Consider the following 17,798-nt stretch of genomic DNA (forward strand, 5'->3'; position numbering starts at 1 on the left):
CCACCCGGCAAAACAGGCAAACGAGGTTCTTATGTCCGTACTCGATCTAAACGCGCTTAATGCATTGCCGAAGGTAGAGCGTGTGATGGCGCTGGCTGAAACCAACAGCCAACTGGAAAAACGTGATGCTGAGGGGCGTGTGGCGTGGGCGCTGGAGAATTTGCCTGGCGAATACGTCCTCTCATCAAGCTTTGGGATTCAGGCGGCAGTCAGCCTGCATCTGGTCAATCAGATCCGCCCGGATATCCCGGTGATCCTGACCGATACCGGCTATCTGTTCCCGGAAACTTACCAGTTTATTGATGAGTTAACGGACAAACTCAGGTTGAACCTGAAGGTCTACCGGGCGAATGAAAGCCCCGCCTGGCAGGAAGCGCGCTACGGTAAGCTGTGGGAGCAGGGCATTGAAGGCATTGAGAAATACAATGAGATCAACAAAGTCGAACCGATGAACCGGGCGTTGCAGGAACTGAACGCGCAAACCTGGTTTGCGGGACTGCGGCGCGAACAGTCCGGCAGCCGTGCGCATCTGCCCGTGCTGGCTATCCAGCGTGGGGTCTTTAAAGTGCTGCCGATTATCGACTGGGATAACCGAACGGTTTATCAATACCTGCAAAAGCATGGGCTGAAATACCATCCGCTGTGGGATCAGGGCTATCTTTCCGTCGGCGATACGCACACCACGCGGAAATGGGAACCCGGCATGGCAGAAGAAGAGACCCGCTTCTTTGGCCTGAAGCGCGAGTGCGGGCTGCATGAAGGGTGAAACAACCCCCCTTCAGCGGTCCGACAGTATGGCCGGATAAGGGCATTGCCTTATCCGGCCTTATGATTAGCTCGCTTTCGCTAATTCTTTTACGAGCGGCAGCATAATGCGCATTACGTCGCGGTTGCGATGTTCAATGCGTCCGGGCAGGGCTTTATCAATGTGTTGTTGATTATCCAGACGTACATCGTGCCAGCTATTTCCTGTCGGGAAAGAGGCGGTTTTGGCGCGCTGTTGGTAACCATCTTTCTTGCCAAGATTCCAGTTCGTTGCCTCAACGGATAGCACCGAAATTCCCGCTTTATCGAAAACCTCTGCGTCATTGCAGCAACCGGTGCCTTTGGGATAGTCCTTATTCAGGCCTGGATTAGTGGTGGCGGTAATGCCATGATGACGCGCAATCGCTAATGCCCGGTCGCGGGTTAATTTACGCACCGCTTCCGGCGTGCTCTGCCCGCTATTAAAATACAGTTTGTCGCCGACGATCAGGTTATCGAGATTAATCACCAGCAGCGTGTTTTTCTTCTCCGCCGCGCTCATTCGCTTCAGCAGGTTTTCAGCCCCCAGTTTTCCCTCTTCCTCGCCGCTGGTGGCAATAAAGCGAATACCGTATTCCGTCGGCACATCTTTCAGGCGTTCTGCCAGTTCGAGCATAACGCCCAGACCAGCGGCATTGTCATCCACCCCTTGCAGAGTGAGCCCGCCAAGATTCGCGTCAGTGTCGGCATCACTTTGCGGCGCGTAGGTATCCAGGTGCGCCATGATAATAATCTGCTGCGGGGCTTTGCCTTCGTGGGCGGCAATAACGGTACTGCCGGTGACGTTATGCCAGTTTTTGCGGTTATTTTTGGCGGTATAAATATAGCGACTGTTGAACGTGCGGATATCACTGCGATAGCCCATCTGCTCAAACTGCTGGCGTAAATAGTCGGCAGATAACATTTCTGCCGGCGAGCCGGTCATCCTTCCCGGGAAAACGGTCGCAATATGACGGGTCTGCATTGTTGCAAATTCGCCCGGTTTTGGCGATGACGCCTGAGCGGGGACAATAAAGCATACGCCGAGCGCCAGGAGGGCGGAAAGACGGCGCGTTGCGGAAAACATAGTGAATCCTTAATAGCCAGCGGGGGAGCCCTGAATACAAAGCAAAAATTTTAACCCATCTAGTATGAAACGGTGACTTCGCTAAAACAATTTCATTTGCTCTTAAATGCCCGAATTCCGGTGGGTTAAGCACTTTTTGATATTTGCTTTGCCAGATCGTTATTCCTTTGAGGAACTACTCATTCCAATTCGTAATTTCATTCGTTCTCTTGCGCTCCCTATAGTCGGGTTATCTGACGCGCTCGACATTCGCGGTATTGTAAAGGAACGGTTATGGACCAAAAACGACTCACCCACCTGCGACAGCTGGAGGCCGAAAGCATCCACATCATTCGCGAGGTGGCAGCAGAATTTTCGAACCCGGTTATGCTGTACTCCATCGGTAAAGATTCCAGCGTCATGCTGCATCTTGCCCGTAAGGCGTTCTACCCGGGATCGCTGCCGTTCCCGCTGCTGCATGTCGATACCGGCTGGAAGTTCCGCGAGATGTATGAATTCCGCGATCGTACTGCCAAAGCGTACGGCTGCGAGCTGCTGGTACATAAAAATCCGGAAGGTGTGGCGATGGGTATCAATCCCTTTGTCCACGGCAGCGCCAAACACACTGACATTATGAAAACCGAAGGGTTGAAGCAGGCGCTGAACAAATACGGTTTTGATGCCGCCTTTGGCGGTGCGCGCCGCGATGAAGAAAAATCGCGGGCGAAAGAGCGCATTTACTCCTTCCGCGACCGCTTTCATCGCTGGGACCCGAAAAACCAGCGTCCTGAACTGTGGCACAACTACAACGGGCAGATTAACAAAGGCGAAAGTATTCGCGTCTTCCCGCTGTCCAACTGGACGGAACAGGATATCTGGCAGTACATCTGGCTGGAAAACATCGAGATCGTCCCGCTGTATCTGGCGGCGGAGCGCCCGGTGCTGGAGCGCGACGGCATGTTGATGATGATTGATGACGATCGCATCGACCTCCAGCCTGGCGAAATGATCAAAAAACGGATGGTGCGTTTCCGTACTCTCGGCTGCTGGCCGCTGACCGGCGCCGTCGAGTCAAACGCACAAACGCTGCCGGAAATTATTGAAGAGATGCTGGTCTCGACCACCAGTGAACGTCAGGGCCGCGTGATTGACCGCGACCAGGCGGGCTCTATGGAGCTGAAGAAACGTCAGGGGTATTTCTAAGGAGCCGCCATGAACACCACACTTGCCCAACAAATCGCTAATGAAGGCGGCGTCGAAGCCTGGATGGTTGCCCAACAACATAAAAGTCTGCTGCGCTTTTTAACCTGCGGTAGCGTGGATGACGGCAAAAGCACCCTGATCGGTCGCCTGTTGCACGACACGCGGCAGATTTATGAGGATCAGCTTTCATCGTTGCATAACGACAGCAAACGTCACGGTACGCAGGGTGAAAAACTGGATCTGGCGTTGCTGGTGGATGGGCTGCAGGCCGAGCGTGAGCAGGGGATTACCATCGACGTGGCGTATCGTTATTTCTCCACTGAGAAGCGCAAATTTATCATTGCCGATACCCCTGGGCATGAGCAATATACCCGCAATATGGCGACCGGCGCGTCTACCTGCGATCTGGCGATCCTGCTGATCGACGCCCGTAAAGGCGTGCTGGATCAGACCCGTCGTCACAGCTTTATTTCAACACTGCTGGGGATCAAACACCTGGTGGTGGCGATCAACAAAATGGATCTGGTCGATTACAGCGAAGAAACCTTTGCGCGTATTCGTGAAGATTATCTGACCTTTGCCGAACAGTTGCCGGGGAATCTGGATATCCGCTTTGTCCCGCTCTCCGCGCTGGAGGGTGACAACGTCGCCTCCCAGAGCGTCAGCATGCCGTGGTACAGCGGCCCGACCTTACTTGAAGTGCTGGAGACAGTTGAGATCCAGCGCGTGGTCGACAGTCAGCCAATGCGCTTCCCGGTGCAGTACGTAAACCGTCCAAATCTCGATTTCCGCGGTTATTCCGGCACGCTGGCTTCCGGGCGCGTCAAGGTAGGGCAGCGCGTGAAGGTGCTGCCGTCCGGTGTGGAATCCAGCGTGGCGCGGATCGTCACCTTTGATGGCGATCTGGACGAAGCCTTTGCCGGAGAAGCCATTACCCTCGTCCTGAAAGACGAGATTGATATCAGCCGCGGCGATCTGCTGCTGGCGGCGGAGGAGAGTTTACCTGCCGTACAGAGCGCCGCCGTTGACGTGGTCTGGATGGCGGAACAGCCACTGGCACCGGGGCAGAGTTACGAAATCAAAATCGCTGGTAAAAAGACCCGTGCGCGCGTTGATCATGTTCAGTATCAGGTAGATATCAACAATCTGACGCAGCGTGAGGTAGACACTCTGCCGCTGAACGGTATTGGCCTGGTGAATCTGACCTTTGATGAGCCGCTGGTGCTGGATACCTATCAGCAAAACCCGGTGACCGGCGGGCTGATCTTTATCGATCGTCTGAGCAATGTCACCGTGGGGGCCGGTATGGTCCGCGAACCGATTGTGCAGGAGACCGCTACGCCATCAGAATTCAGCGCCTTTGAGCTGGAACTGAATACTCTGGTACGTCGTCACTTCCCGCACTGGGGTGCTCGCGATCTGCTGGGAGGAAAATAATGGCGCTGCATGACGAAAACGTCGTCTGGCATGCTCATCCCGTCACGCCGCAACAGCGTGAGCAACACCACGGTCATCGTGGTGTTGTGCTGTGGTTTACCGGGCTGTCCGGGTCCGGTAAGTCGACCGTCGCCGGGGCGCTGGAAGAGGCGCTGCATCAACTGGGCGTCAGTACCTATTTGCTGGATGGCGATAACGTTCGCCACGGCCTGTGCAGCGATCTGGGGTTCAGTGATGCCGACCGAAAAGAGAACATCCGTCGCGTGGGCGAAGTCGCAAACCTGATGGTGGATGCGGGATTGGTGGTACTGACGGCGTTTATTTCTCCGCACCGTGCAGAGCGGCAAATGGTGCGCGAACGCGTCGGTGAGGGGCGCTTTATTGAAGTGTTCGTGGATACGCCACTGGAAATCTGTGAAGCCCGCGATCCAAAAGGATTATACAAAAAAGCGCGGGCTGGCGAATTGCGCAACTTCACCGGAATTGATTCCGTTTACGAAGCGCCTGAATCGCCAGAGGTTCATCTCAATGGCGAACAATTAGTAACAAATTTGGTCGCCCAATTATTAGACCTGCTCAGACAGAGCGATATTATCAGATCCTGAGACACCTGACCGCTGTGTACGGTCAGTCAAGGTTACAGGATTCACTATGCGCAATAGCCAGAACATCACACTCACAACGACAGACGCGTTTGCTACTGATGACGAAACCACCTGGTCGCTGCCGGGCGCGGTGGTGGGCTTCGCGTCATGGCTGTTGGCGTTGGGGATCCCCTTTCTGGTGTATGGCCCTAACACGTTGTTTTTCTTTATCTACACCTGGCCTTTCTTCCTGGCGTTGATGCCCGTTGCGGTGGTTGTGGGTATCGCGCTGCATTCCCTGCTCAACGGCAAATTGCGCTACAGCATTGTTGCAACGCTGCTGACCGTTTGCGCAATGTTCGGCGCACTGTTTATGTGGTTGCTGGGCTAAAGCGCGACGGCTGTCCATAATTCAAACCGTAACTAACAATGAGATGATGTTCTCAGGGTTCTGGGTATACGTTATAAAGGGCAATTGTGGTACATTTGCCCGCGTTGTTGCGGCTTTCCCGTCTGCAAACGTCGTGTCGTTTGCGGAAGTATGGGAGGATGATGCCGTTTTTCAGGGGGCAGGATGGGTAAACTAACGCTGCTGTTGCTGGCTTTACTGGTCTGGCTACAGTATTCACTGTGGTTCGGTAAGAACGGCATACATGATTACAGTCGCGTCAATGATGACGTGGCGGCGCAGCAGGCGACGAACGCCAAACTTAAAGCACGTAACGATCAGCTGTTTGCCGAAATTGACGATCTCAATGGCGGTCAGGAGGCTATCGAGGAGCGTGCACGCAACGAACTCAGCATGACTAAGCCGGGCGAAACGTTTTATCGCCTGGTGCCCGACGCGTCTAAACGCGCGCAAACTGCGGGGCAAAATACTCGTTAAACCAGCCCAGGAAATCACATGGCAGCCACTTTATTGGATGTTTGCGCCGTGGTGCCGGCGGCCGGATTTGGCCGCCGTATGCAAACGGAATGTCCGAAGCAATATCTCTCGATCGGCAATAAAACCATTCTCGAACACTCGGTCTTTGCGCTGCTGGCGCATCCCCGGGTGACCCGCGTGATCATCGCGATAAGCCCTGGCGACAGCCGCTTTGCCCAGCTCCCTCTGGCGCAGCATCCGCAAATTACCGTCGTGGACGGGGGAAATGAACGTGCAGACTCTGTGCTGGCCGGATTGCAGGCCGCCGGAGACGCCGAATGGGTGCTGGTGCATGATGCGGCGCGTCCCTGCTTACATCAGGATGATTTAGCACGTCTGCTGGCGCTTAGCGAAACCAGTCGCACTGGCGGGATCCTTGCCGCACCGGTGCGCGACACGATGAAACGCGCAGAGCCGGGCAAAACCGCCATCGCCCATACGGTCGAACGTAACGATTTATGGCACGCGCTGACGCCGCAATTTTTCCCTCGCGAGCTGCTGCATGACTGCCTGACACGCGCACTGAATGAAGGGGCGACGATCACCGATGAAGCCTCGGCGCTGGAATATTGTGGCTTCCATCCACAGCTTGTTGAAGGACGGGCTGATAATATCAAAGTAACCCGTCCGGAAGATTTAGCGCTGGCTGAATTTTACCTGACCCAAATAATTCACCAGGAGAAAGCATAATGCGAATCGGACACGGTTTTGACGTACACGCCTTTGGCGGGGAAGGCCCCATTATCGTTGGTGGTGTGCGTATTCCCTATGAAAAGGGGCTGCTGGCGCATTCTGATGGCGATGTTGCGCTGCATGCGCTCACCGACGCGCTGCTTGGCGCGGCGGCACTGGGTGACATTGGCAAGCTGTTTCCGGATACCGATCCGGCGTTTAAAGGCGCAGACAGCCGTGAGCTATTGCGTGAAGCCTGGCGTCGGATCCAGGCAAAAGGTTACACCCTGGGCAACGTCGATGTGACCATTATTGCTCAGGCGCCGAAGATGCTGCCGCACATCCCGCAAATGCGTGTGTTTATTGCTGAAGACCTCGGTTGTCACATGGATGATGTGAACGTGAAGGCCACCACCACGGAAAAACTCGGTTTTACCGGGCGTGGGGAAGGGATTGCCTGCGAAGCGGTGGCGTTACTCATTAAGGCCGCGAAATGACAGAGTTTGAAAATCTCACGTATCTCCACGGTAAGCCGCAAGGCTTCGGTCTGCTGAAAGCCAGTCCGGAAGATTTTGTGGTGGTCGAAGATTTAGGTTTCGAACCCGATGGCGAAGGTGAACACATTCTGGTGCGTATTCTTAAAAACGGCTGCAACACCCGTTTTGTGGCTGACGCGCTGGCGAAGTTTCTGAAAATTCATGCCCGTGAAGTGAGTTTTGCCGGGCAAAAGGATAAGCATGCGGTCACCGAACAGTGGCTGTGCGCGCGCGTACCAGGCAAAGAGATGCCCGACCTGAGCGCTTTCCAGCTTGAAGGTTGCAAGGTGCTGGAATATGCGCGTCACAAACGCAAGCTACGTTTAGGCGCGCTGAAAGGCAATGCGTTCACGCTGGTGCTACGGGAAATCAGTCATCGTGATGAAGTGGAATCCCGTCTGCAAGCGATAAACGCTGGCGGCGTACCGAACTATTTCGGCGCTCAGCGTTTTGGTATCGGCGGCAGCAATCTGCAAGGTGCGCTGCGCTGGGCGCAAAGCGATGCACCGGTCAGGGATCGCAATAAACGCAGTTTTTGGTTGTCGGCGGCCCGCAGTGCGTTGTTTAATCAAATTGTCAGCGAGTGTCTGAAAAAAACAGACTTTAATCAAGTTGTTGACGGCGATGCGCTACAATTAGCGGGACGCGGAAGCTGGTTTGTCGCCACGCAAGAAGAACGAGCGGAATTACAGCATCGTGTCGATGAAAAAGAACTGATGGTGACGGCTTCGCTTCCCGGCAGCGGCGAGTGGGGAACCCAGCGGGATGCGCTGGCGTTCGAACAGTCCGCGATTGCCGAGGAGACCGCGTTGCAGTCGCTGCTGCTGCGTGAAAAAGTTGAGGCGTCGCGAAGAGCGATGCTGCTCTATCCGCAGCAATTAAGCTGGAACTGGTGGGATGATGTCACCGTCGAGTTACGTTTTTGGCTGCCGGCGGGGAGCTTCGCCACCAGCGTTGTGAGGGAACTGATCAACACAATGGGTGATTATGCGCATATTGCTGAGTAACGATGATGGGGTCCACGCGCCCGGTATACAAACGCTGGCGAAAGCCCTGCGGGAGTTTGCTGATGTACAGGTCGTCGCCCCGGATCGGAACCGCAGTGGTGCGTCAAATTCGCTGACGCTTGAATCCTCTCTCCGGACGTTTACTTTCGAGAACGGCGATATCGCCGTGCAGATGGGCACACCCACTGACTGCGTATACTTGGGCGTCAATGCACTCATGCGCCCGCGTCCGGACATCGTGGTCTCGGGAATTAATGCCGGCCCCAACCTGGGGGATGACGTTATCTATTCCGGCACCGTCGCGGCGGCAATGGAAGGGCGACATCTTGGCTTTCCGGCGCTTGCCGTGTCGTTAGACGGGCACCAGCATTATGAGACCGCAGCGGCCATCACCTGTCGGATCTTACGCGCCCTGCGGCGTGAACCGCTGCGTACCGGGCGGATCCTCAATATCAACGTGCCCGATTTACCGTTGGAGCAGATCAAAGGCATTCGCGTGACGCGTTGCGGCAGTCGTCATCCCGCAGACAAAGTGATCCCACAGGAAGATCCGCGCGGCAACACGCTGTACTGGATTGGCCCACCGGGCGACAAATGCGACGCCGGGCCTGATACCGATTTTGCGGCAGTGGACGACGGTTACGTGTCCATTACGCCGTTGCATGTAGATTTAACCGCGCACAGCGCGCATGATGTGGTTTCCGACTGGTTAGAGAGCGTGGGAGTTGGCACGCAATGGTAAGCAGACGCGTACAAACGCTTCTTGATCAACTGCGCGCACAGGGGATTCGCGATGAGCAGGTGCTTAATGCCCTGGCCGCGGTGCCGCGTGAGAAATTTATTGATGAAGCGTTTGAACATAAAGCCTGGGACAATATCGCGTTGCCGATAGGTCAGGGGCAGACGATTTCGCAGCCGTACATGGTGGCGCGAATGACCGAACTCCTCGAACTGACGCCGCAGTCGCGTGTGCTGGAAATTGGCACGGGTTCCGGGTATCAGACGGCGATACTGGCGCACCTGGTACAGCAGGTTTGTTCCGTCGAACGTATTAAAAGTTTGCAATGGCAGGCGCGTCGCCGTCTGAAACAACTCGATTTACACAATGTTTCAACTCGTCACGGTGATGGCTGGCAAGGCTGGCAGGCACGCGCGCCATTTGACGCTATTATTGTGACGGCAGCACCGCCGGAAATCCCGACCGCGTTGATGACGCAACTGGATGAAGGTGGCATTCTCGTCTTGCCCGTGGGTGACGAGCATCAGTTTCTGAAACGGGTGCGTCGTCGGGGCGGCGAATTTATTATCGACACCGTGGAGGCGGTACGTTTTGTTCCCTTAGTTAAAGGGGAACTCGCGTAAAAAGCGGTTCCGAATACCTGGAATTTTCCTGGAGTTTTTGGAACTGGTCAGCGTATCGTGGTCACATTTTCCAGTGCCCATTTGCTGTCTGCACGATTATACGTCACTGGTTGTTAACCAATTTTTCCTGGGGGATAAATGAGCGCGGGAAGCCCAAAATTCACCGTTAGCCGCATTGCGGCACTGTCACTGGTTTCGCTATGGCTGGCGGGTTGTTCAAATTCATCGAATCCACCTGCGCCGGTAAGCTCAGTCAATGGTAATGCTCCGACGAATACCAGTTCTGGCATGCTGATTACGCCGCCGCCGAAGATGGGGACGACGACGTCCGCTCCGCAGACACCGCAAATTCAACCGGTGCAACGTCCGACGACACAACCGACGCATGTTCAGCCCGTCGCCGAGCAACCCGTGCAGATGGAAAACGGACGTATTGTCTACAATCGCCAGTATGGGAATATTCCGAAAGGTAGCTACAGCGGTGGCAGTACGTACACCGTTAAAAAAGGCGATACGCTTTTTTATATCGCCTGGATCACCGGGAACGATTTTCGTGACCTGGCGCAACGCAACAACGTTCAGGCCCCGTATGCTCTGAATGTCGGACAAACGCTGCAGGTGGGTAACGCATCGGGTGCGCCAATTACCGGCGGTAATGCGATAACTCAGGCCGACGCGGCAGAGCAAGGAGTTGTGACCAGACCTGCACAAAATTCCGCCATCGCTGTTGCGTCGAAACCGACAATTACGTATTCTGAGGATTCAGGTGAACAAAGTGCTAACAAAATGTTGCCGAACAACAAGCCTGCTGGGACTGTGGTCACAGCACCTGTAACGGCTCCAGCAGTTAGCGCAACCGAATCGACAGCAAGCAGTTCGTCTACCAGTTCGCCAATCTCCACATGGCGCTGGCCGACTGACGGCAAAGTGATCGAGAACTTTGGGGCTTCCGAGGGGGGCAATAAAGGGATCGACATTGCAGGCAGTAAGGGACAGGCTATTATCGCGACCGCCGATGGGCGCGTGGTCTATGCCGGTAACGCACTGCGCGGTTACGGTAATCTTATTATCATCAAACACAACGATGATTACCTGAGTGCCTACGCTCATAACGATACAATGCTGGTCCGGGAACAACAAGAAGTGAAGGCAGGACAAAAAATAGCGACGATGGGTAGCACCGGAACCAGTTCTACACGTTTGCATTTTGAAATTCGTTACAAGGGGAAATCCGTAAACCCGCTGCGTTATTTACCGCAGCGATAAAGCGACGGAACCAGGCTGACACTTGCTAGTTCCGTCAAGGGATCACGGGTAGGAGCCACCTTATGAGTCAGAATACGCTGAAAGTTCATGATTTAAATGAAGACGCGGAGTTTGATGAGAACGGAGTTGAGGTTTTTGACGAAAAAGCCTTAGTTGAAGAGGAACCCAGTGATAACGATTTGGCTGAAGAAGAGCTGTTATCGCAGGGGGCCACACAGCGTGTGTTGGACGCGACTCAGCTTTACCTTGGTGAGATTGGTTATTCGCCACTGTTAACGGCCGAAGAAGAAGTGTATTTTGCGCGTCGCGCACTGCGTGGAGATGTCGCCTCACGCCGTCGGATGATTGAAAGTAACCTGCGTCTGGTGGTGAAAATTGCCCGCCGTTATGGCAATCGTGGTCTGGCGTTGCTGGATCTGATTGAAGAGGGCAATCTGGGGCTTATCCGTGCCGTCGAGAAGTTTGACCCGGAACGTGGGTTCCGCTTCTCCACATACGCAACCTGGTGGATTCGCCAGACGATTGAACGGGCTATCATGAACCAAACCCGTACCATTCGACTGCCGATCCACATCGTTAAAGAGCTGAACGTTTATCTGCGTACCGCGCGTGAGTTGTCCCATAAACTGGACCACGAACCGAGCGCGGAAGAAATTGCAGAACAGCTGGATAAACCGGTTGATGACGTTAGCCGTATGCTTCGTCTAAACGAGCGCATTACCTCGGTAGACACCCCGTTGGGTGGCGATTCCGAAAAAGCGTTGCTGGATATCCTGGCCGATGAGAAAGAGAACGGTCCGGAAGACACCACGCAAGATGATGATATGAAACAGAGCATCGTCAAAGGGGTTTGAGGGCCAATGGAACGAAAACGTACGCTAAGAAGGTAATTCATTGTTTAAATTAAAATTTAATTCTCTCAGTTCCCCCTTCAAAATATCCTCCGGTAGCGTGAACGTATAATGCCCCAGCATATTGATATGCCCGTGCATCAGTGGGGATAACCGGACGATATCTTCACCCCCGGTTTCTTCTCCATTCCTGCGCATCCAGCTCAGGGCTTCCTGCATATAAAGTGTGTTCCACAGTACCACTGCGTTAGTGACGAGGCCCAGTGCACCCAGTTGATCTTCCTGACCTTCACGATAGCGCTTTCTGATCTCACCGCGCTGCCCGTAGCAGATCGCCCTCGCCACAGCATGGCGGCCTTCTCCCCGGTTTAGCTGCGTCAGGATCCGCCGACGATAATCTTCATCATCAATATAATTTAGAAGGTACAGCGTCTTGTTGACGCGCCCCACTTCCATGATCGCCTGTGCCAACCCTGATGGGCGCGAGCTTTTCAGCAAAGAGCGAATGAGTTCTGAAGCATGAATGGTACCCAGTTTCAGCGAACCGGCGGCTCGCATCATCTCATCCCACTGATACTCGGCTTTCGACAGATCGGCACAACCACGAGCCAGTTCGTCTAGTGCACCGTAATTTGCCGATTTATCCACCCGCCAGAATACTGCTTCACCGGCATCGGCAAGCCGAGGAGAAAACTGGTATCCCAGCAGCCAGAAGAGGCCAAAAATAATGTCGCTGGTACCGGCTGTGTCTGTCATGATCTCAACCGGATTCAGCCCTGTCTGCTGCTCCAGAAGGCCTTCCAGCACAAAAATGGAATCACGTAATGTGCCGGGAACAACGATGCCGTGGAATCCAGAATACTGATCAGAGACGAAGTTGTACCAGGTGATGCCACGTCCGGAACCAAAATATTTTCTGTTAGGTCCTGAATTGACGGTTTTCACCGGCGTGACAAAGCGCATGCCGTCAGCTGAAGCCACTTCGCCGCCACCCCAGCGGCCAGCAAGCTCCAGTGTGGACTGAAAATCAACCAGGCGGACATTGGCGCTGACCAGCGTTTCTGCCCGGAGGTAATTCTGTTTCACCCAACTGAGCCGGTGGCGCGTCAGCGCCGGTATATTGTGCTTTATCAGCGGTTCCAGCCCGATATTGCAAGCCTCAGCCATCAGGACCGCGCACAGGCTGATGTGCAGATCCTGCGCCCGGGCCCCGGATTCACTGACATGCGTAAACTCACGTGTAAAGCCCGTTCTGGCATCTATCTCAAGCAACAGTTCCGTCAAATCTACCGGCGGGAGTAGCTGCCTTACCCGACTGTTGAGACGATGCAACGATGGTGGCTCCTCCAGTTTCTCCAGGCTGCTGATAGTCAGGGAAGGATATTTACCGTCATGGCAGATATTAACCTCCGCATTTCCTTCAAAGCGAGATGCGACGGCTTTCCAGGTTTTATCCAGTTGGACCGCCAGCTGTTGCACGCCTTTATGTCCATCAGTGGGATGTCCCAGCGCCCGACAGATGGGGACCCGCTGAACCTGCCATTCTTCCCCCTGCAACAGCTTCTCGCGGGGATTTCCCCAGCGATCGCTGTTTTCGAGCCAGATGTCCCGTCGGCGTAGTGCATCCTGAAGGCGCTCCAGCAGACAAAGCGAGTAACCGGCACGCTGTATCCGGCCCTCCGCATCGTATACCAGGCGTTTCCAGGGGCCGGTAATAATATGTTCAGGCGCATCGTCCAGGATGCGCTTTTTCGAGCCGTTCAGTTCGGTCAGATAATGAATGGCGGACAGCGTATGTTCTCCGGCTGGCGCTGCCTGGAAATGCAGGTCGCGCAATACCGCCGGAAGAAAACGCTTTACCCGCCCGTACTGTTCCACCATTTCGTCATGGAAATTGTTGTTCTGAGGCCGGGCCAGCTCATTTACCTTGCTGACGGATTCTGCCAGCCTACTTTTCGGTATGCTGCTGAATATGGTCTCCCTCAGTTCAGCATCGTCAGCCTGCTCAGCTAGCAACAATGAACATGCCTGCGCCAGCAGTAGCGCAGCACGGTCAAGATCTTTCAGCGTCCTGAGCCGTTTTTTCTGCCCCGTTTTCTTCGCCGCACGAGTGATATCCAGTATAAGCATATCGAGCACATCAACGGCTTCATCCAGCGCCGCAGTCTCCTGTGCTTTAACGAATGCGGTGAGTACGGCCAGCTTTCTCTGCTGTGGCATTCGCGCGATATATTTTACCGACGCCATGCCTGCGTAACGGGCCAGATTACGTAGTTGTATAGCGGGCAGACCGGTAAAACTCAGTCGGGAAAACTCCAGGTTTCGCAGCCGGATATACCGCTCCAGCGCTTCGGTAAATGCCGGACCGCTGACGGTGACAGGTCCCTTTTTCAGTTGCTCCAGCGGTGAAATTCGCTGCCCCTCAGGAATGTCCAGCAGCTCAGTCACGCGGGCGGTCTGCCAGCTGTCCGGCAACGCGGCCAGTTTCTTCCAAAGTTGCTGATTTGCCCGTTCACGTATTTCACTGACGAGACGTACAAGTGTGGTTGCTCCGGGCAGCAGGACCTTATTCTGAAGCAACCAGGCGGTGGCAAAATCAAACATCAGGCCGGGTCGCTCATTACTGAGCCATGCACGGGTGTATAGCAGGCGCTTCAGGCGGAAAGACCAGGGGAAATCGCCAAATTCATGGTAACCGTAATATTCCTTAATCAGCGCAGTATGCTCTCTGAGGGTGGTATCCCGTTCTGCGTAGCGGGAAAGGACTTCCGGACGGCGGATATTAAGCTGCACCGCGACAAATTGCTGAACACCCGGCAGAACCCGGGTTAAATCTGTCAGAAAGGTGCCCAGAAAACGGGCGGTGGTGAGCTGAAGCGCAATTCCCAGCCGGTTATGCCTTCCCCGTCGCTGGTTAATGAAGGCAAGATCTCGCTCATCAAGATGAAAATAGCGCGCCAGCTGCACGTCATTGGGTTCTGCAACATAGCGACCATAATTCAGTTCCTGCTCAGTGGTCAGAAAATCGACGGGCATATAGGCCTTCCTGCCTGACGGTTATATATTAACAATTTCGCAACCGTCCGAAATGTTATAATTTATAAGACAGCATAAAACGGCAGGCATGGACTGTCTATTAAATCGTATTTTTGCCATAATAGACACAAGGTGTCTGATATTCGATTTAAGGTACATTTTTATGCGACTTTTTGGTTACGCACGGGTCTCAACCAGTCAGCAGTCCCTAGATATTCAAATTAGAGCACTTAAGAACGCGGGGGTAAAAGCCAACCGTATTTTTACGGACAAGGCATCGGGAAGTTCAGCTGCCAGGGAAGGACTTGAGCTGTTGCGCATGAAGGTGGAAGATGGAGATGTCATTCTGGTGAAGAAGCTAGACCGTCTTGGTCGTGACACTGCCGATATGATTCAACTAATAAAAGAATTCGATGCCTTGGGTGTGGCAGTCCGATTCATTGATGATGGGATCAGTACCGATGGAGAAATGGGGAAGATGATCGTCACAATTCTATCAGCAGTGGCACAAGCAGAACGTACTCGCATCTTTGAACGAACAAATGAAGGAAGAATTGAGGCCAAGTCTAAAGGAATTAAATTTGGCAGAAAACGGAAAATAGACAGGAATAAAATAAAATTTATGCATGATAAAGGAACTGGAGCAACTGAAATAGCTAAGCATATGGGTATTGCGCGTTCAACCGTATATAAAATTATCAATTCAGAACGTTCACCAATCAATGATTGATTATCTTACAACTGACAAGGTGGAATTGTGAGAACATTTGTTATAATTTGGACGATAGCTTTCATTGCGGTAATTGCTGTAATGTGTACAGTGGATCTTTCATTATATGTACCTTCAATTTACACCGTATTTAATAAAAACAAACCTTTAGTAACTGGTATTATATATATACTACTAATATCTATTTTTATATGGCTAATTGTAGCGTTATATCTTTTAAAAAAATACTCATTTAAAGTAGAGAAATTAAGTTTAGGCGGCGTTAATGTTCTGTTCAATGAAAGTGGTACGTTATATCGCAAAAGTATAAAAAATCATCTGGATTCAAAAAGAGCTATCTTTAAGTTGAAGAAAAATGTGGACGCATTCGATGAAGTTATCTCATCATATTATCAGACATATCAATTTATTAGAGATGAAATGAAACTATTGAATCCAAAAAAAGACAATGAGTTATATAATATTAGCAATGATATGTTAATGGTGTTAAATAAATTTTTAACTAAAAATCAAAATAATTATAAAAGATGGTATAAATATATATCAGATAAGGATGAAGTTATTGATGTTATAACTAATACACCATTAAAAGTTCACCTGACGCCTATAAATAAAATACAAAAGCAATACTATAACTACAGTAAAATATGTAACGATTTTAAAGTAGTAAATGATTTTTTCACATCACGGGTTCAACAAACATTTAACGTGAACACCACCAAATGGGATTGGTAACAAGTAAAGGGGAGTATCATACTCCCCTTTACTGTTTCTGCTAGCCATTACGCATTCTCATTGGGGTAGAAAAAACGTATTCGCACTTATCTTTATCTTGATATGTTAACTCAATCATTTTTCTAAGGTTTTCTGGGTTATTGTGTATCTGATCCCAGTTGACTATTGATATATATGACTTTTCACTCATCAAGTTATCGATAACTCTTTCAGGCATATATGGATATATTTCTTTATATGTTGTTCTGTCGTTGATTGTTATCCACTCGGTTATATTAGGATGAAATTCATTTTTTTCATTTTCACCATGACTGGCTCTAATGTTGTTTGTCCCTGTTGAAGGAAGATTTATAATAAAAATACCTGATTTGCCGTTTCTGGGACTATCCCTCATGGATGAATATAATTCCCAATCAACATGCTTTCTATTTTTAGTCTCAGTCCCAACGAGTAAAATAAGAGCGGATGTATCACGTAAATATTCATCCCTTATTATTTCTCTGATCTTTTGAGGTTCTTCTTCTTCATCAATGTCACCAAGTGATACCGAGCGATTCACAAAAATATCAAAAACATCATTCATTTTTTCAAGTTCGTTTTTGTACCATTGGTCATTAGCATGGTGGTAACTGATGAAAACTTTGTGCTTGGTCACGCTTTTTCCTCATTTATTCTCTGGTTTACGGATTTTACATCTTCATCCATACCGAGTAAAAGTCTTATAATTTATTTTTTCACACTAAGAGATACTCTCAACCACTGGATACAGTATAATCAGGAAGTGGCTACATTCTTCCAATTCAAATGAAGAGAGCAGACTTACATGCAATTCATCCATAATGATCTTGGTCAAAGAAAAAGAGGGGAGATTGTTGAAATCACCCTTACCAGTGGTGCAAATGTTAGACTAATGGATAGTTCTAACTTCAGTAGTTATAAGAATGGCCGACGACATTCCTACATTGGTGGGTTAGCAAAGCGCTCCCCCATAAGGTTACAGATCCCTTCATCAGGCCATTGGCATATTGCTGTAGATATGCAGGGATTAAGGGGGAGTACCAGGGCTTCTGTTCGCGTTCTTCCAGGGGTTCTTCCTGAAATTCAGGATAGGCCGTTAAGCGAAGTTCCTAGTCTGGTAAGAGATAACAGACCACCGTCAACAGCACAGAGCAACGAGATACATGACGTATTTATTTCGCATGCCTCAGAGGATAAAGATGATTTTGTTCGCTCTCTGGCAAACTCATTAATCAGTCACGGCCTTAATGTATGGTATGACGAAATGACGTTAAGAATTGGTGACAGCCTGAGACAAAAAATAGACAAAGGTTTAGCAAACAGTCGTGTTGGGTTAGTAGTTTTGTCTCCGGCGTTTATAAGCAAAGGTTGGACAAATTATGAACTTGATGGAATCGTCACTCGTGCTATTTCTGGTGAGCAAATATTGCTTCCCATATGGCATAATATTACAAAACAAGAAGTTGTCGATTTTAGTCCATCATTAGCAGACAAAGTTGCTCGTAGTACTGCAACTCATACAATCGATGAAATTGCTCATGAGATAGCCGAGCTACTGCATTCTCGTGGTTAATGTTTATCGAAATT

General features: G+C 51.4%; 18 protein-coding genes and 1 pseudogene. 16 read left to right on the forward strand and 3 right to left on the reverse strand.

The annotated features are described in order from the left end of the window. Positions 1-31 precede the first annotated feature (31 nt). Positions 32-766, forward strand: a complete 735-nt coding sequence (gene cysH / locus C2U53_RS15005) for a phosphoadenosine phosphosulfate reductase (protein WP_042999534.1) — start codon at positions 32-34, stop codon at positions 764-766. A 66-nt stretch (positions 767-832) separates the two neighbouring features. Here cysH and C2U53_RS15010 read toward each other — a convergent pair whose 3' ends face one another. Further along, a complete protein-coding gene (locus tag C2U53_RS15010) occupies positions 833-1,870 on the reverse strand; it encodes an aminopeptidase (protein WP_042999535.1) in 1,038 nt (345 codons plus the stop codon). Positions 1,871-2,143: 273 nt separating this feature from the next. Between C2U53_RS15010 and cysD the strand changes: the two genes are divergently transcribed. The 12 genes and pseudogenes from cysD to rpoS all read left to right on the forward strand — a co-directional run. Then, complete coding sequence (gene cysD, locus C2U53_RS15015) at positions 2,144-3,052, forward strand: sulfate adenylyltransferase subunit CysD (protein WP_042322572.1); 909 nt, start codon at positions 2,144-2,146, stop codon at positions 3,050-3,052. 9 nt (positions 3,053-3,061) lie between these two features. After that, positions 3,062-4,489: a sulfate adenylyltransferase subunit CysN gene (gene cysN / locus C2U53_RS15020; protein ID WP_104446065.1), complete on the forward strand. Its 1,428-nt coding sequence runs from the start codon at positions 3,062-3,064 to the stop codon at positions 4,487-4,489. Further along, positions 4,489-5,094 carry an adenylyl-sulfate kinase gene (gene cysC / locus C2U53_RS15025; RefSeq protein WP_042999537.1) on the forward strand — a complete coding sequence of 202 codons (606 nt, stop codon included), beginning with the start codon at positions 4,489-4,491 and terminating at the stop codon, positions 5,092-5,094. The genes cysN and cysC overlap by 1 nt, the downstream gene beginning before the upstream one ends. A gap of 46 nt (positions 5,095-5,140) precedes the next feature. Beyond that, positions 5,141-5,464 (forward strand): DUF3561 family protein, encoded by a 324-nt coding sequence (locus C2U53_RS15030; protein ID WP_042999538.1) that lies wholly within the window; start codon positions 5,141-5,143, stop codon positions 5,462-5,464. 183 nt (positions 5,465-5,647) lie between these two features. Beyond that, the gene (ftsB, locus tag C2U53_RS15035; protein ID WP_042288707.1) at positions 5,648-5,959 is read left to right on the forward strand and encodes a cell division protein FtsB; all 312 of its coding nucleotides are present in this window, start codon (positions 5,648-5,650) and stop codon (positions 5,957-5,959) included. Between the two features lie 18 nt (positions 5,960-5,977). After that, a complete protein-coding gene (ispD, locus tag C2U53_RS15040) occupies positions 5,978-6,688 on the forward strand; it encodes a 2-C-methyl-D-erythritol 4-phosphate cytidylyltransferase (RefSeq protein ID WP_044329180.1) in 711 nt (236 codons plus the stop codon). Next, a complete protein-coding gene (gene ispF / locus C2U53_RS15045; RefSeq protein WP_042999540.1) occupies positions 6,688-7,167 on the forward strand; it encodes a 2-C-methyl-D-erythritol 2,4-cyclodiphosphate synthase in 480 nt (159 codons plus the stop codon). Before ispD ends, ispF begins: the two co-directional genes overlap by 1 nt. Next, positions 7,164-8,213, forward strand: coding sequence for a tRNA pseudouridine(13) synthase TruD (gene truD, locus C2U53_RS15050; RefSeq protein WP_104446066.1), 1,050 nt, complete (start codon positions 7,164-7,166; stop codon positions 8,211-8,213). Before ispF ends, truD begins: the two co-directional genes overlap by 4 nt. Further along, the gene (gene surE / locus C2U53_RS15055; protein WP_042999542.1) at positions 8,194-8,955 is read left to right on the forward strand and encodes a 5'/3'-nucleotidase SurE; all 762 of its coding nucleotides are present in this window, start codon (positions 8,194-8,196) and stop codon (positions 8,953-8,955) included. The genes truD and surE overlap by 20 nt, the downstream gene beginning before the upstream one ends. Beyond that, positions 8,949-9,575: a protein-L-isoaspartate O-methyltransferase gene (gene pcm / locus C2U53_RS15060; protein ID WP_042999543.1), complete on the forward strand. Its 627-nt coding sequence runs from the start codon at positions 8,949-8,951 to the stop codon at positions 9,573-9,575. Before surE ends, pcm begins: the two co-directional genes overlap by 7 nt. A gap of 189 nt (positions 9,576-9,764) precedes the next feature. Next, complete coding sequence (nlpD, locus tag C2U53_RS15065) at positions 9,765-10,841, forward strand: murein hydrolase activator NlpD (protein WP_309295136.1); 1,077 nt, start codon at positions 9,765-9,767, stop codon at positions 10,839-10,841. Positions 10,842-10,903: 62 nt separating this feature from the next. Beyond that, positions 10,904-11,686, forward strand: a pseudogene (gene rpoS / locus C2U53_RS15070) (RNA polymerase sigma factor RpoS); the annotation flags it as partial. Positions 11,687-11,719: 33 nt separating this feature from the next. Here the strand turns inward: rpoS and C2U53_RS15075 are convergent. Beyond that, entirely contained in the window at positions 11,720-14,728 is a 3,009-nt protein-coding gene (locus C2U53_RS15075; RefSeq protein ID WP_004098837.1) for a Tn3 family transposase, read from the reverse strand. 163 nt (positions 14,729-14,891) lie between these two features. Here C2U53_RS15075 and C2U53_RS15080 point away from each other — a divergent pair, with 163 nt between their 5' ends. Further along, complete coding sequence (locus C2U53_RS15080) at positions 14,892-15,458, forward strand: recombinase family protein (protein ID WP_004098835.1); 567 nt, start codon at positions 14,892-14,894, stop codon at positions 15,456-15,458. 27 nt (positions 15,459-15,485) lie between these two features. Continuing rightward, the gene (locus tag C2U53_RS15085; protein WP_001258875.1) at positions 15,486-16,193 is read left to right on the forward strand and encodes a hypothetical protein; all 708 of its coding nucleotides are present in this window, start codon (positions 15,486-15,488) and stop codon (positions 16,191-16,193) included. Positions 16,194-16,233: 40 nt separating this feature from the next. Here C2U53_RS15085 and C2U53_RS15090 read toward each other — a convergent pair whose 3' ends face one another. Beyond that, positions 16,234-16,848, reverse strand: coding sequence for a TIR domain-containing protein (locus C2U53_RS15090; protein ID WP_000160641.1), 615 nt, complete (start codon positions 16,846-16,848; stop codon positions 16,234-16,236). A gap of 168 nt (positions 16,849-17,016) precedes the next feature. Between C2U53_RS15090 and C2U53_RS15095 the strand changes: the two genes are divergently transcribed. Further along, positions 17,017-17,784 (forward strand): DUF1883 domain-containing protein, encoded by a 768-nt coding sequence (locus tag C2U53_RS15095; RefSeq protein ID WP_001159650.1) that lies wholly within the window; start codon positions 17,017-17,019, stop codon positions 17,782-17,784. Positions 17,785-17,798: the final 14 nt, after the last annotated feature.

Source organism: Citrobacter sp. CFNIH10 (genome assembly GCF_002934585.1).
Taxonomy (GTDB): domain Bacteria; phylum Pseudomonadota; class Gammaproteobacteria; order Enterobacterales; family Enterobacteriaceae; genus Citrobacter_A; species Citrobacter_A amalonaticus.

Bases quoted from the DNA above. Each gene is read 5' to 3' on its own strand.
- cysH (WP_042999534.1), top strand. From the start codon at position 32: ATGTCCGTACTCGATCTAAACGCGCTTAATGCATTGCCGAAGGTAGAG.
- C2U53_RS15010 (WP_042999535.1), bottom strand. From the start codon at position 1,870: ATGTTTTCCGCAACGCGCCGTCTTTCCGCCCTCCTGGCGCTCGGCGTA.
- cysD (WP_042322572.1), top strand. From the start codon at position 2,144: ATGGACCAAAAACGACTCACCCACCTGCGACAGCTGGAGGCCGAAAGC.
- cysN (WP_104446065.1), top strand. From the start codon at position 3,062: ATGAACACCACACTTGCCCAACAAATCGCTAATGAAGGCGGCGTCGAA.
- cysC (WP_042999537.1), top strand. From the start codon at position 4,489: ATGGCGCTGCATGACGAAAACGTCGTCTGGCATGCTCATCCCGTCACG.
- C2U53_RS15030 (WP_042999538.1), top strand. From the start codon at position 5,141: ATGCGCAATAGCCAGAACATCACACTCACAACGACAGACGCGTTTGCT.
- ftsB (WP_042288707.1), top strand. From the start codon at position 5,648: ATGGGTAAACTAACGCTGCTGTTGCTGGCTTTACTGGTCTGGCTACAG.
- ispD (WP_044329180.1), top strand. From the start codon at position 5,978: ATGGCAGCCACTTTATTGGATGTTTGCGCCGTGGTGCCGGCGGCCGGA.
- ispF (WP_042999540.1), top strand. From the start codon at position 6,688: ATGCGAATCGGACACGGTTTTGACGTACACGCCTTTGGCGGGGAAGGC.
- truD (WP_104446066.1), top strand. From the start codon at position 7,164: ATGACAGAGTTTGAAAATCTCACGTATCTCCACGGTAAGCCGCAAGGC.
- surE (WP_042999542.1), top strand. From the start codon at position 8,194: ATGCGCATATTGCTGAGTAACGATGATGGGGTCCACGCGCCCGGTATA.
- pcm (WP_042999543.1), top strand. From the start codon at position 8,949: ATGGTAAGCAGACGCGTACAAACGCTTCTTGATCAACTGCGCGCACAG.
- C2U53_RS15075 (WP_004098837.1), bottom strand. From the start codon at position 14,728: ATGCCCGTCGATTTTCTGACCACTGAGCAGGAACTGAATTATGGTCGC.
- C2U53_RS15080 (WP_004098835.1), top strand. From the start codon at position 14,892: ATGCGACTTTTTGGTTACGCACGGGTCTCAACCAGTCAGCAGTCCCTA.
- C2U53_RS15095 (WP_001159650.1), top strand. From the start codon at position 17,017: ATGCAATTCATCCATAATGATCTTGGTCAAAGAAAAAGAGGGGAGATT.